We start from the raw sequence: 13,543 nt of genomic DNA, 5'->3' as shown, positions 1-13,543 counted from the left end.
GGTGGCTGGTCTAGGTGGCGCGCCGGTGCCGTCGAACGGTTTCCTCGACCAGGTCGAGCACCGGGTCCATGTCGTCGGCGGGCAGGCCCATGGCCAGGTGGGACACCAGGCCCTCCAGCACCAGTTCCAGGAACGCGGTCAGCACCTCGACGTCGATGTCGTCGCGCAGGTTGCCCGCCTCGCGCTGGCGCAGCAGGCGTTCCCGGGTCGCGACGGTGAGCTGTTCGGAGCGTTCCGCCCAGCGGGACCGGAACTCCGGGTCCGTGCGCAGCCGCCGCGACACCTCTAGCCTCGTGCCGAGCCAGTCGGCCGGGTTGAGCGCCTCGCCGTTGGCCGAGGGGGTGGACGAGAGCAGTTCGCGCATCACCTGCACCAGGCCCTGGGCGGCCACGACCTCGGTCATCCTGAGCACGTCGTCCTCGGCGAGGGCGAGGAAAAGGGACTCCTTGTCGCGGAAATGGTGGAAGATGGCTCCTCGGGACAGTCCGGTAGCCTCTTCCAGCCTGCGGACGGTGGCCCCCTCGTACCCGTGGCGGGCGAAACACGAACGGGCCCCGTCGAGGATCTGGCGCCGTCGCGCGTCGAGATGGTCCTGGCTCACCCTGGGCACCCGACGATCGTGTCAGCCGGGGGCCGCCGAAGCAATCCGTACGTACGTTTTGGGTACGCGGCGCGCATCACGCCCACCGGCGGTTACCCGATCGGCCCAGCGGGTTCGTGCGGCTGTCGGTGCCCGCGTGTAGCGTCGATTCCCGGCACAGCGGGAAGGAAAGGAGTGATCACCTTTGTCCGCTTCGCGCGAGACCGACGCGCCTGAGCGCAGTCGGTTGCGGGCCAGAGTGGAGGCCGAGGCTTACGTCGCCTCGGTCTGCTTCAAACACGGTCCGCCCTGTCTACTGGGTGTCGAGCTGGAGTGGGTCGTGCACCACCGCGACGACCCTCGGCGGCGACTCGACCCCGACCACCTAGCCGCCGCGCTCGGCCAGCACGCCCCCACCACGCTCAGCCCCGGCAGCCCCTGGCTCCCGCTGCCCTCCGGGTCCCCGCTCACCCTCGAGCCAGGCGGCCAGGTCGAGATCTCCTCGCTCCCGGCCCGCGCCCTCGGCACCGTGGTCGACGCCGTCACGGCCGACCACCGCTACCTCGCCGATCTCCTCGACCGCGCCGGTCTCGTGCTGGGACGCCGCGGTCTCGACGCCCACCGCTCCCCGCGCCGCGTCCTGGACACCCCGCGCTACGCCGCCATGGAACGTGCCTTCGCCCCGATCGGCGACCACGGCATCACCATGATGTGCGCCAGCGCGGGCCTGCAGGTCTGCATCGATGTCGGCCTGCCTGCCGACGCCGCGGCCAGGTGGGCGGCGATCAGCTCGCTCGGCCCGGTCCTGATCGGACTGTTCGCCAACTCGCCCGACCTGGCCGGGGAACCGACCGGCTGGGCGTCGGCGCGGACGCTGCACGTGCTCGGTGTCGACCCGCGCCGGTCCCGACCGGTGCCGATCACCGACGACCCGGCCCAGGCGTGGGCGGACTACGTCCTCGACGCGCCGCTGCTGTGCGTGCGCAGGCCGGACGGGCAGTGGGACGCCCCGGAGGGGGTCAGCTTCGCCGACTGGGTCGACGGCGCGCTCGAGCACCGGCCCACCGTCGACGACCTCGACTACCACATGTCCACGCTGTTCCCGCCGGTCCGACCGCACGGCTACCTCGAGGTCCGCTACCTCGACGCCCAGGACGGCGACGACTGGATCGCCCCCTCGGCGCTGCTGGTGGCGCTCATGGCGGACCGGGCCGCGGTGGACGCCGTGGTCGAGGTGTGCGCGCCGGTCGCCGACCGGTGGCTCGACGCGGCCCGGCTCGGGGTCGCCGACCCCGACCTGCGGCTGGCCGCGCGCCGGGTGCTCGACCTCGGCATCCCGAGGATCCCGGCGCTCGACCTGCCCGCCGCCCACGCCGCGACCGCCACCGACCGGCTGGTGGCGCTGCGCGAGTCGGTGGGCACGGCGGTGCCGGGTTCGGCAGTGGACAGACCGGATGCGACGAACGGGAGGAAGTCGTGACCAGCACCGACCAGACCAACCGGCTCCCCGCGGCGAGCACCACCGAGGTGGAGCGCGCCAGGGAGCGGGTCGCCGAGGCGCTGCTGCGCTCACGGGCCCGCAGCACCCTGCTCACCGACGCGGTCGACGACGACGACCTCGTCCGGCAGCACTCCAGGTTGATGTCACCGCTGGTGTGGGACCTCGCCCACATCGGCAACCAGGAGGAGCTGTGGCTGGTGCGCGACGTGGGCGGCCGCGAGCCGGTCCGCTCCGACATCGATGAGCTCTACGACGCGTTCCAGCACTCGCGCGCGAGTCGGACCGAGCTGCCGCTCTTATCGCCGGTCGAGGCCCGTGCCTACGTCGCACAGGTCCGCGACAAGGTCTTCGACGTGCTCGACCGGGTCCCGCTGCACGGCAACCGGCTGGTCGACGGCGGGTTCGCCTTCGGCATGATCGTGCAGCACGAGCAGCAGCACGACGAGACCATGCTGGCCACCCACCAACTGCGGGTCGGCACCCCGGTGCTGCACGCGCCCGACCCGGACCCGGCGCTGGTCGCGCCGATCGGGGCGCGCGAGGTGTTCGTCCCGGCGGGGGAGTTCACCATGGGCACCTCCACCGAGCCGTGGGCGCTGGACAACGAACGGCCCGCGTTCCAGACCCACGTGGACGCGTACTTCATCGACACCGTCCCGGTCAGCAACGGCGACTACCTCGCCTTCATCGACGCGGGCGGGTACGACAACCCGCAGTGGTGGAGCGAGGTCGGGTGGGCCTACCGGCAGAAGGCGACGCTGACCGCGCCCCGTTTCTGGCAACGCGACGGCGACCGGTGGCTGCGCACGCGCTTCGGTGTGGTGGAACAGGTCCCGGTGGACGAACCTGTCGTGCACGTGTGCTTCCACGAGGCCGCCGCGTACGCGAAGTGGGCCGGTAAGCGACTGCCCACCGAACCGGAGTGGGAGAAGGCCGCCCGGTACGACCCGGCAACCGGCCGCTCCCGCCGCTACCCGTGGGGAGACGACGACCCGGGCATCGAGCACGCCAACCTCGGTCAGCGCCACCTGCGACCGGCCCCGGTCGGCTCGTACCCGAAGGGCGCCTCGGCGTTGGGGGTCCGCCAGCTCATCGGCGACGTCTGGGAGTGGCTCGACTCGGACTTCCAGCCCTACCCCGGGTTCGCGGCGTTCCCGTACCGCGAGTACTCCGAGGTGTTCTTCGGCGGCGACTACAAGATGCTGCGCGGCGGGTCGTTCGGCACCGACTCCGCCGCCGTGCGCGGCACCTTCCGCAACTGGGACCACCCGATCCGGCGGCAGATCTTCTCCGGGTTCCGCTGCGCCCGCGACGCCACCCCGACCAGCTAGTCGCATGTGCCGCCACCTGGGTTACCTCGGTCCCGCCGTGCCCATCGCCGGTCTGCTCGACGGGCCGACCGGGCTGTTGCGCCAGACCTGGGCCCCCGCCGACATGCGCGGCGGGGGCACCGTCAACGTCGACGGCTTCGGCGTCGGCTGGTACACCGGCGAGGGGGATGAGCCCGTGCGCTACCGGCGGGCCGTTCCGATGTGGACCGACCAGTCGTTCGCCCAGGTCGCGGCCGCCACCCGCAGCCACGCGGTGCTCGCGGCGGCCCGCTCGGCCACCATCGGCATGCCGGTCGTGGACACCGCGTGCGCCCCGTTCACCGACGGGCCCTGGCTGTTCAGCCACAACGGCCGGGTCACCGGCTGGCCGGACAGCCTCGCCGGGCTCGCGGGCACGCTGTCCGCGGTGGAGCTGATGACCCTCGACGCGCCCACCGACAGCGCGGTGCTGTGGGCGCTGGTGCGGCGCGAACTGCGGGCGGGTACGCCGATGGCCGACGCGCTGGAGGGCGTCGTCACCGCCGTCGCCGCGGCCGCCCCCGACTCCCGGCTCAACCTCATGATCACCGACGGCACGAGCATCGCGGCCACCACCTGGTGGCACTCGCTGTCCGCGCTGACCGGCCCCGATTTCGTCGTGCTGGCGTCCGAACCGTGGGCGCAGGACCCGCTGTGGACGCCGATCGGCGACCGCTGCTTGGTAACGGCCACCCTGACCCCCACTCCCGCCGTCCGCGTGCGCGCGCTCGGCAGTGCAGACAAGGAAGCAGATGACCGACTCCCGGCTTGATCCCGTGGAAGTGCACCTGCCAGACGACCACGCCGCCCGAGCGCTGGCGGCGGACGCCCGCGAGGGGCTGACCGCCACCCCGAAGACCCTGCCGCCCAAGTGGTTCTACGACGCCAGGGGCAGCGACCTGTTCGAGCGGATCACCCGGCTGCCCGAGTACTACCCGACCAGGGCGGAGCGGGAGATCCTGGCCGCCCGCGCCGACGAGATCGCCGCGGCCACCGGCGCGCAGACCCTCGTCGAACTCGGGTCCGGTTCCTCGGAGAAGACCAGGCTGCTGCTCGACGCGCTGCGCTCCGCGGGCACCCTCACCCACATCGTCGCCCTCGACGTCTCGGCGACCGCCCTGCGCGACGCCGCGGCGGCACTCGCGGCCGAGTACGGCGGCGTCCAGGTCAGCGGCGTGGTCGGCGACTTCACCGAGCACCTCGGCCTGCTCCCCGGCCAACCGACCCGCCTGGTCGCCTTCCTCGGCGGCACCATCGGCAACTTCCTGCCCGCCGAGCGCGCCGAGTTCCTCACCGCCGTCCGCACCGTGCTCAAGCCGGGGGAGTGGCTGCTGCTGGGCACCGACCTGGTCAAGGAGGAACACACCCTGGTCCGCGCCTACGACGACGCCGAAGGCGTGACCGCCGAGTTCAACCGCAACGTCCTGCACGTGCTCAACCGCGAACTGGGCGCCGACTTCGACCCGGCCGACTTCGACCACATCGCCCGCTGGGACCCCGACCACGAGTGGATCGAGATGCGGCTGCGCGCCAAGCGCGCCCTCCGGGCCACCATCACCGACCTGGACCTGGCGGTGGACTTCGCCGAGGGCGAGGACGTCCGCACCGAGGTCTCCGCCAAGTTCCGCCGGGAGCGGGTGGTCGGCGAACTGGGCGCGGCCGGGTTCTCGCTCGAGCACTGGTGGACCGATGAGGGAGGCCGGTTCGCGCTCTCGCTGGCGCGCGCCGACTAGTCCGCTGTGTCGTGACACGCCCCGTCCGTGCTGGTGCGCGGGCGGGGCGGTCCGTTGTCCCGACCGTGGTTCACCTGCGGTGGCTGGACTTTCGCCAGGTCCGCCACCCGATCGGCCCCTGCCCGTCGACAGCCGCCGCAAGGCCGCCCTGGTTGGGCCCACCAGGTGATTTCCCTTCCCGCGCAGGCGTGTGAGCCTCAGGGGGTCACAGTTGTCGATGTGTCCAGGGGGAAGCACGTGACTGTTCGTTCAATGCTGCGCGCCACGATGGTGGGCGCGGTGGTTGTGCTGGGGGCCGGGGGACTGGTCTTACCCGCCGTCGCCATCCCGCAAGCTCCTGCCGTACCCGCGACTCCCGTGGTGTGGCGGGACTGCGCCGCAGACCAACTGGCCGACGTACCGCCCGCGGAGCGGTTCCGGTTTACCTGCGCCGATTACACCGTCCCGCTCGACCACGACCGGCCGGGGCTCGGCACCATCAACATCGCCCTGCTGCGCCGCGCCGCTGGTGTGCCGAGCGCCCGGGTCGGCTCGATCTTCGTCAACCCCGGTGGTCCCGGTGGCCCTGGCACGGTGCTGCCGTTGCGGGCGGCGGGATTCCTGCAGGCGTCCGTGCTGGACCGGTTCGACGTCGTCGGGTTCGACCCGAGGGGCATCGGCCGCAGCACCGCCGTCCGCTGCTTCGCCACCCAGGAGGACGCCGACGCGCTCCAGCGCCGGGGGACGCTCATCCCGCGCACCCCCGAGCAGATCCGCCAGACCAGCGCCGCGCGCCGCGATTACGCGCGGTACTGCGACCGGTTCGCCGGTCCGCTGCTGGCGAACATGTCCACCGAGGCGGTCGCCCGCGACCTGGACCTGCTGCGGGCCGGGGTCGGCGACGAGAAGCTCACCTACGTCGGCTTCTCCTACGGCACGTTCCTCGGGGCCACCTACGTCAACCTGTTCCCGCACCGGGCGCGCGCCATCGTCCTCGACGGCAGCGTGGACCCGCGGCTGCGCAGCACCGACGGCCTGGCCTACGACCGGCAGCGCACGGAGGGCTTCGAGATCGCGTTGGCCGCGTTCCTCGCCGAGTGCGACCGCGTCGGTCCGCTGTGCGCGTACAGCGGTGGGGCGCGGGCGAAGTACGACGCCAGCCGGGAGTACCTCAAGAGCCACGGCCCGGTCACCTTGCCGGACGGCACCTTCGTCGATTACGAGCGGTTCGTCGCGGCGACCGGCAGCTTCCTGTACCAACGCGCCTACCTGGCAACCTTCGCGGAACTGTTGCAGCACCTGCACTCGGCGATCCAGCCGGGACAGCTCCGGGTCGCGGCCGAGCCCAGGGCGCGCTTGTTCGCCACCGGCGTGCCACCGCGCACCGACACCCGACCGGACACCCCGTACACCGGCGAGGACTCGTACGCCTCGGTCAACTGCTCGGACAAGCCCTTCACGAACCGGTTGTCCGATGTGCCCGGTATCGCGGACCGGTGGGACCGCGCCATGAGCACCTTCGGCCGCTACGGCGCCTGGGGCGACGCGGCGACGTGCCCGCCGTGGCCCGCCGCCGACCGCTACTCGGGTCCGTGGAACCGCAAGACCGCGAACCCGGTGCTGGTGGTGGGCAACTACCACGACCCGGCCACCCGCTACGACTTCGCCAAGCGCATGGCCGCCCAGCTGGGCAACGCGCGCCTGGTGAGCGTGGACGCCTTCGGGCACTGCGTCCTGGGCGAGAGCACCTGTGTGGACCGCATCACCGCCGACTACCTGGTCAACCTCACGGCGCCCGCACCAGGCCAGGTGTGCGCGCCGGACCTGCCGATCTTCGGTGCCCCCTGACCTGATGGGGGCTCCGGTGACCTGATAGGACAGACGGCGCCGTTCCCCGGGACGGCGCCGTCCGCTATCGGTGACCAGGGCTCGCGGGAATCAGACCCGGTGGTGGTACACGAGAGCCCAGGTGGGCGGTGTCAACTGGACACCACGCGCACCTGGGCTCCCGGGCTCACCCACTAGAGTGCCGATGCCCCCTTCGCGGCCGGTGTGGTGCGCCGCGGTCCCGCCGCGACGCCGAGCCACTCCCGGTCATCCCCAGTCGATCCACGCGCCGCCAACGAGATACCGTGTCCGACGGTGCCCGTGGCGGCGATTCCCAGGTGGAACTTCCTGTTTTCCAAAGGATCCCCCAATCCCTCGTTCCCCCAAAACCATCCTGACACAGCGTGACGTCACTTAGGGGCCGATCGAGCGAACCTCCGTATGACCACTGTCACCCCGCGCACGGGAACTCTTGCGAGGAAAGGGTTCGAGGCGGCAGGGCACGCGCGGGCCGGTGCCGCTACGGGGTCGACGACAACTTGAGTTCCGCCCTGGCGCGCCGCACCGTCTCCAACGCCACCCGCCAGTCGGTGCTGAGTTGTTGGCGCGCGCGCACCAAGTCCGCCAGGGTCTCCTTGTTTCGCAAGACATCGAACGTCGGGCTGAAGACCGCCAGCACCGTCCCCGACAACAGGGCGAACGTCGCCGCCTGGCCGCAGACCCTGCGCAGTTCGCCCGTGTTCGACGGCTTGACGCCCGCGTCCAGTTCGGCCACTTCCCGAAACGAGCTCAAGGACTCCAGCCAGGACAGCACCAGCGGCGCCCCGTCGCAGGCGCGACTCGCGTGGCAGACCCGCGGACAGGCAGTGGCAGAACGCCACGAACTCCTGGGACAGCGTCGGCACGCGCTCGTGCAACCACTGCGCGCTCTCGTGGTGCGAGAACGGCTTTCACCACCAGCATCTTGGCGAACGCGTCGCGGACCGCGATCCCCCGCCGCTCGAAGCTGGTGATGGCGTCGTCGGACACCGAGATCAGGAAGAGGCACCCGGGCACCCCGAAGGTCCCCGGCGGAAATCGGCTACCACCTCGGGGTGGGTGAGCGGTTGCTCGATCCGCTGCGCCAGCCTGGTCTGCCCTACCTCGGCCGGGGGCAGGCTGATCTTACCGGACCACCCCGTGGTGAACGTTTGCAGGAACCGGATCCGGTCCAGTTGGTCGATCGCCACCGCCCGCAGTCGTGAACACGGGTGCGCGTTCCACCGCGGCCTGCACGACGACGCTCACCACGGTCTGGCGACGGTGAGCGCGGGTTTCCCCGTCAGCGCCAGGCTTCCTCGTGACAGTGCCCTGATCGGGGCGGGCTTGCCGACACCGCGCTGACCCGCCAGTGCGACCGCACCGGAGTCGGAGCAGCAACTGCTGGACGGACTTGGTCTCCACCAGTTCCCGTACGCCTGTAGTGCAGACGACGGCGGGGGTCGCCGGAAGGCGACCCCCGCCGGGGAGAGCACGATCAGGTCAGCTGGTGACCATCTTGCGCAGCACGTACTGCATGATGCCGCCGTTGCGGTAGTAGTCGGCCTCGCCGGGGGTGTCGATGCGGACGACGGCGTCGAAGTCGACGGTGGTGCTGCTGCCGTCGCGGGCGGCGGAGACGCGGACCGTGCGGGGGACCTTGCCCTCGTTGAGGTCGGTGACGCCGGTGACGAGGAACAGTTCCGTGCCGTCGAGGCCGAGGGACTCGGCGGTCTCGCCGTCGGGGAACTGCAGCGGCAGCACGCCCATGCCGATCAGGTTCGAGCGGTGGATGCGCTCGAACGACTCGGCGATGACCACGCGCACGCCCAGCAGCGAGGTGCCCTTGGCCGCCCAGTCGCGCGAGGAGCCGGAGCCGTACTCCTTGCCCGCGAGGACGACCAGCGGGGTGTCCTCGGCGGCGTAGTTCTGCGCGGCGTCGTAGATGAACGCCTGCTCGCCGCCCCTGGTGAAGTCGCGGGTGTAGCCGCCCTGGACGCCCTGGCCGTCGTTCTCGCCCGCCAGCAGCAGGTTGCGCAGCCGGATGTTGGCGAAGGTGCCGCGGATCATCACCTCGTGGTTGCCGCGGCGGGAGCCGTAGGAGTTGAAGTCCCTGCGCTCCACGCCGTGCTCGGTGAGGTACTTGCCAGCCGGGGTGTCCTGCTTGATGGCGCCCGCGGGGGAGATGTGGTCGGTGGTGACCGAGTCGCCCAGCAGCGCCAGGACGCGGGCGCCCCGGATGTTGGTGACCGGCGCCGGGGTCATCTCCATGCCGTCGAAGTACGGGGGCTTGCGCACGTAGGTGGACTTCGGGTCCCACTCGAACACGTTGCCGGTCGGCGTGGGCAGCGACTGCCACCGCTCGTCGCCCGCGAACACGTCGGCGTAGCTGCTCGCGAAGCTCTCCGCCGACAGCGCGGAGGCGATCACCTCGGCCACCTCCTGCGGCGACGGCCAGATGTCGGTCAAGAACACCGGCTGACCGTCCGAGCCCGTGCCCAGCGGCTCGGTGGTGATGTCGATGTCCATCGACCCGGCCAGCGCGTAGGCCACCACCAGCGGCGGCGACGCCAGGTAGTTCATCTTGATGTCCGGGTTGATCCGGCCCTCGAAGTTCCGGTTGCCCGAGAGCACCGACACCACGGCCAGGTCGGCGGACTGCACGCCCGCGGAGATCTCGTCCTGCAGCGGGCCGGAGTTGCCGATGCACGTGGTGCAGCCGTAGCCGACCAGGTTGAAGCCCAGCTCGTCCAGGTACGGGGTCAGGCCCGCGCGGTCGTAGTAGTCCATGACGACCTTGGACCCCGGCGCCAGCGTGGTCTTCACCCACGGCTTGCGCGAGAGGCCGCGCTCGACGGCCTTCTTCGCCAGCAGCGCCGCGCCGATCATCACCGACGGGTTCGAGGTGTTGGTGCACGAGGTGATGGCCGCGATGGCCACCGCGCCGTGGTCGAGCTCGAACTCGACGCCGTCGAGGGTCACCTTGGTCGGCTTGCTCGCCCGACCCCGCGCACCGCGCGCCGCCGAGTGCTGCTCGACCGGCGCGCCGGAGCCGTTGCCGCCGCTGACCGCGGGGGCGTCGCTGGCCGGGAAGGACTCCAGGCCGGCCTCGTCGACCGCGGAGGTGGCCACGTCGGTCGTGTAGCTGCCCAGGGCGGCCCGGAACGACTCCCTGGCGCCCGAGAGCTCGATGCGGTCCTGCGGCCGCTTGGGGCCCGCGATGGAGGGCACGACGGTCGCCAGGTCCAGCTCCAGCGTCTCGGAGAAGACCGGCTCGACCGACGGGTCGTGCCAGAGGCCCTGCTCCTTGGCGTACGCCTCGACCAGCGCCACCTGCTCCTCGGAGCGGCCGGTGAAGCGCAGGTACTCGGTGGTCTCGGCGTCGATCGGGAAGATCGCCGCGGTCGAGCCGAACTCCGGGCTCATGTTGCCGATGGTGGCCCGGTTGGCCAGCGGGACCGCGGTCACGCCGGAGCCGTAGAACTCGACGAACTTGCCGACCACGCCCTGCTTGCGCAGCATCTCGGTGATGGTCAGCACCAGGTCGGTCGCGGTGGCGCCAGCGGGCAGCTCACCGTGCAGCTTGAAGCCGACGACGCGCGGGATCAGCATCGACACCGGCTGGCCCAGCATCGCGGCCTCGGCCTCGATGCCGCCGACGCCCCAGCCCAGCACGCCGAGGCCGTTGACCATGGTGGTGTGCGAGTCGGTGCCGACCAGGGTGTCGGGGTACGCCTGCCCGTTGCGGACCATCACGACGCGCGCGAGGTGCTCGATGTTGACCTGGTGCACGATGCCGGTGCCCGGCGGGACGACCTTGAACTCGTCGAACGCGCTCTGGCCCCAGCGCAGGAACTGGTAGCGCTCCTTGTTGCGCTCGTACTCCAGGTCGACGTTGCGCTCGAAGGCGTCCGGGCGGCCGAAGACGTCGGCGATCACCGAGTGGTCGATGACCAGCTCGGCCGGGGCCAGCGGGTTGACCTTGTCCGGGTCCCCGCCGAGCTGGGTGACGGCCTCGCGCATGGTGGCCAGGTCGACCACGCAGGGCACGCCGGTGAAGTCCTGCATCACGACGCGGCCGGGGGTGAACTGGATCTCCGTCGACGGCTCGGCCGAGGGGTCCCACGAGGCGAGGGCGCGCACGTGCTCGGCGGTGATGTTGGCACCGTCCTCGGTGCGCAGCAGGTTCTCCAGCAGGATCTTCAGGCTGTACGGCAGGCGCTCGGCACCCTCCACCGCGTCCAGTCGGAACACCTCGTACGAGGCGTCCCCGACCTTCAGCGTGGCGCGGGCGCCGAAGCTGTCCTTACTCGGTGTGGTCACGTCCAACTCCAGTGGCGGCGCAAAGTCAGTCCGGGTTACTCGTCGGTGAGTCTCGCGCACCCCCGAGGGGGGCGCAGCGACGGCCTCACCCTTCAAACAGTACGCTTGTCCTGTATAGCGCTCAAGGGGGCGCGCCGGGTCGGCGCCCGCCGATCCCTGTGATCCAGCACCCACGCGCGACGGCCCGCCCCCGGAGATCGGGAGCGGGCCGTCGGGAGAACGCGCTGGTGGACTACTTGGCCAGCTTGAACAGCGCCTTGACGTCCTCGGGCTGCAGGCTCTTGAGCGCGGTGATCTGCAGGTCGGTGACCGAGCGGATCGGGCTCACGTACCACTTGCCGTCGACCTCGGTGGTGACCACGCCGGTGTTGGCGATCATGCCCTTGACCAGGTTGGTCAGCGCCTGCTTGGCGTCGGCGGCCATCGACCGGCCGCCGATCTTGGCCGCCAGGTCGTCGGCGCAGATCTGCTCGCGCTCGCCCTGCACCTCGGCGGCGTAGCACTCGCCGTCCTTGGTGACCTTGACCGTCTGGCCGTCCGCCTCGACCTCGAGCTCCTTGAGCAGGACCTTCGTGGCGTCCTCGACGTCCTGGGTCTCGGTCTCCAGCTTGAGGATCTTCACGTCGGCCGGCTTCTGCTTGCCAGCCGCCTCGACCAGCACCGGGCCGACGTCGTGCAGCACGGCCATCTCGTCGGGCGGCAGCAGCTCGATGACCCGCGACAGGTCCGCGTTCACCGACGCCTGCGCCAACTCGCGCACCGCGTCACCCGGCGACGACGCGCCGCGCGCGGCGATCGACTTCTTCGGCCACTCCAGCTTCTCGCTGGCCAGGCCGTAGTCGGCGATCGTGTAGAACAGGCTCGGGTACCACTCGTCGTCGACCTTGACGGTGGCGATCCGGATCGGCTCGCCCTTGTTCTCCTTGACCAGGTCGGCCACGTCGTAGGTCTGCGTCTGCGGGGCGTCGGTCATGCCGCGCGGGAACGCCAGGTCGATGAACTCCTCGGTCAGCGGCAGCTTGCTCGCGTCGGAGGAGATGGTGACCTTGCCGCCGACCAGCTTGGTGATGGTCAGGTGGTCGTTGACCTTCTCCGCGCCGGACTCGTCGAACTTCAGGTTCTCGGTCTTGAGCTCGAAGCCGTTGATCTGGTTCGGGTCGACGTCGGCCTTGTAGACCTCGAGCCGCTTGAGCTCCTTGGTGGTCTCCGAGTTCAACGTGGTCATCAGGTCCCGCTCGGCCGGGGCGAGCCCGGTCAGCAGGCCGAGGACGTCACCCTTGCCGATGGCGTTGACCAGGTTCGTCGCCGCCGCGGTCGGGCTCTCGGCGCCTGCCTGCGCGCTGCCCCGGTTGAGCGCCCACACCGTCACGCCCGCGCCAGCGGCCACCGCCAGCACCGCGACGACGACACCGATGATCAGGCCCTTGCGCTTCTTCGGCGCCTCCGGCGGCACCGGGTAGCCGTACTGCCCGCCGCCGTAGGGCTGCTGCGGGAACTGGTAGCCCGGCTGCGCCTGCTGTGGACCGGTCTGCGGGAAACCGCCCTGCGGGAAACCCGCCTGCGGGAAGCCGCCCTGCGCGGGCTGCGGACCGGTCTGCGGGAAGCCTGGCTGCGGTTGCGCGGGAAAACCGCCGCTGCCCGGACCCCCCTGTTGTTGGTACGGGTCGTTCGGCTGCCACTGGCCGCCGCCTCCGGGTGGATAGGTCACGGTTCCCCTCCTGCGATCCTGCCGGCGCCTCTGCGCCCGTTCACCACGATCCAGACCGCGCCGAGCACGGCGAGCGCCGAGCCGATGAGCGTGGTCGTCGGTCCGGTTGCCGCGATGCCGAGCGGGCTGTCACCGCCACTGCTTTCGACGGTCGCCCCACCCGAAACGGTTCCAGTGACTATCGCCAGGAACGCCCCGATCGTTGCGGCCGTCGCGCGCATGCTCAGCGCGTACAACACGATGCTCAGCGTGATCGCCGGGACGACCCCGTACCAGGCGTAGAGCAGCACCTCGAGCGCGGTCCCGTCGAGGAAACCGAGCGTGCTGATGACGCCGACGGCCTGGAAGCTGTCGCGCAGCACCGACCCCGAGCGGAACCACGGCAGGAACATCCCGACGGCGACGGCCAGCAGCCCGACCGCCGTGGTGGCGGCGGGCAGCGCGGTCGCGAGCACGCGGGAGTTCCGTTCGGACACGGCACCATGCTCGCACCCCTGTCCCCGGTCGGGTTACATCGCCCTCGTT

General features: G+C 71.1%; 11 protein-coding genes. 5 read left to right on the top strand and 6 right to left on the bottom strand.

From position 1 onward, the window contains the following. Positions 1-10: 10 nt before the first annotated feature. Entirely contained in the window at positions 11-610 is a 600-nt protein-coding gene (locus CLV68_RS19335) for a TetR/AcrR family transcriptional regulator (RefSeq protein ID WP_092780650.1), read from the bottom strand. 175 nt (positions 611-785) lie between these two features. On the opposite strand from CLV68_RS19335, the gene egtA reads away from it, so the two are divergent. From egtA to CLV68_RS19310, 5 genes are all read left to right on the top strand, one after another. Then, positions 786-2,060, top strand: coding sequence for an ergothioneine biosynthesis glutamate--cysteine ligase EgtA (gene egtA, locus CLV68_RS19330; RefSeq protein WP_170224446.1), 1,275 nt, complete (start codon positions 786-788; stop codon positions 2,058-2,060). Continuing rightward, positions 2,057-3,412: an ergothioneine biosynthesis protein EgtB gene (egtB, locus tag CLV68_RS19325; RefSeq protein WP_121392195.1), complete on the top strand. Its 1,356-nt coding sequence runs from the start codon at positions 2,057-2,059 to the stop codon at positions 3,410-3,412. The genes egtA and egtB overlap by 4 nt, the downstream gene beginning before the upstream one ends. Before the next feature lie 4 nt (positions 3,413-3,416). Next, a complete protein-coding gene (gene egtC, locus CLV68_RS19320; protein ID WP_121392194.1) occupies positions 3,417-4,202 on the top strand; it encodes an ergothioneine biosynthesis protein EgtC in 786 nt (261 codons plus the stop codon). Further along, positions 4,183-5,163, top strand: coding sequence for an L-histidine N(alpha)-methyltransferase (gene egtD / locus CLV68_RS19315; RefSeq protein WP_121392193.1), 981 nt, complete (start codon positions 4,183-4,185; stop codon positions 5,161-5,163). Before egtC ends, egtD begins: the two co-directional genes overlap by 20 nt. A 237-nt stretch (positions 5,164-5,400) precedes the next feature. Further along, positions 5,401-6,990, top strand: coding sequence for an alpha/beta hydrolase (locus tag CLV68_RS19310; protein ID WP_246009974.1), 1,590 nt, complete (start codon positions 5,401-5,403; stop codon positions 6,988-6,990). A gap of 499 nt (positions 6,991-7,489) precedes the next feature. On the opposite strand, the gene CLV68_RS19305 is transcribed toward CLV68_RS19310, so the two are convergent. The 5 genes from CLV68_RS19305 to CLV68_RS19285 form a co-directional block, all read right to left on the bottom strand. Continuing rightward, the gene (locus CLV68_RS19305; RefSeq protein WP_147460067.1) at positions 7,490-7,783 is read right to left on the bottom strand and encodes a hypothetical protein; all 294 of its coding nucleotides are present in this window, start codon (positions 7,781-7,783) and stop codon (positions 7,490-7,492) included. A 220-nt stretch (positions 7,784-8,003) separates the two neighbouring features. Beyond that, complete coding sequence (locus CLV68_RS19300; RefSeq protein WP_121392190.1) at positions 8,004-8,198, bottom strand: hypothetical protein; 195 nt, start codon at positions 8,196-8,198, stop codon at positions 8,004-8,006. A 292-nt stretch (positions 8,199-8,490) separates the two neighbouring features. Continuing rightward, positions 8,491-11,310: an aconitate hydratase gene (locus CLV68_RS19295; protein ID WP_121392418.1), complete on the bottom strand. Its 2,820-nt coding sequence runs from the start codon at positions 11,308-11,310 to the stop codon at positions 8,491-8,493. A 232-nt stretch (positions 11,311-11,542) separates the two neighbouring features. Then, complete coding sequence (locus CLV68_RS19290; protein ID WP_211346642.1) at positions 11,543-13,018, bottom strand: proline-rich domain-containing protein; 1,476 nt, start codon at positions 13,016-13,018, stop codon at positions 11,543-11,545. Further along, positions 13,015-13,494 carry a hypothetical protein gene (locus tag CLV68_RS19285; RefSeq protein WP_121392189.1) on the bottom strand — a complete coding sequence of 160 codons (480 nt, stop codon included), beginning with the start codon at positions 13,492-13,494 and terminating at the stop codon, positions 13,015-13,017. Before CLV68_RS19285 ends, CLV68_RS19290 begins: the two co-directional genes overlap by 4 nt. Positions 13,495-13,543: the final 49 nt, after the last annotated feature.

This window comes from Actinokineospora cianjurensis (genome assembly GCF_003663795.1).
In the GTDB taxonomy this organism is placed as follows: Bacteria; Actinomycetota; Actinomycetes; order Mycobacteriales; family Pseudonocardiaceae; genus Actinokineospora; species Actinokineospora terrae.
The sequence above is the reverse complement of the archived record's forward strand: the minus strand, read 5'-3'. Positions and strand labels throughout refer to the sequence as shown.

Coding starts and splice junctions, on each gene's coding strand:
- egtD (WP_121392193.1), top strand. CDS start 4,183: ATGACCGACTCCCGGCTTGATCCCGTGGAAGTGCACCTGCCAGACGAC.
- egtC (WP_121392194.1), top strand. CDS start 3,417: ATGTGCCGCCACCTGGGTTACCTCGGTCCCGCCGTGCCCATCGCCGGT.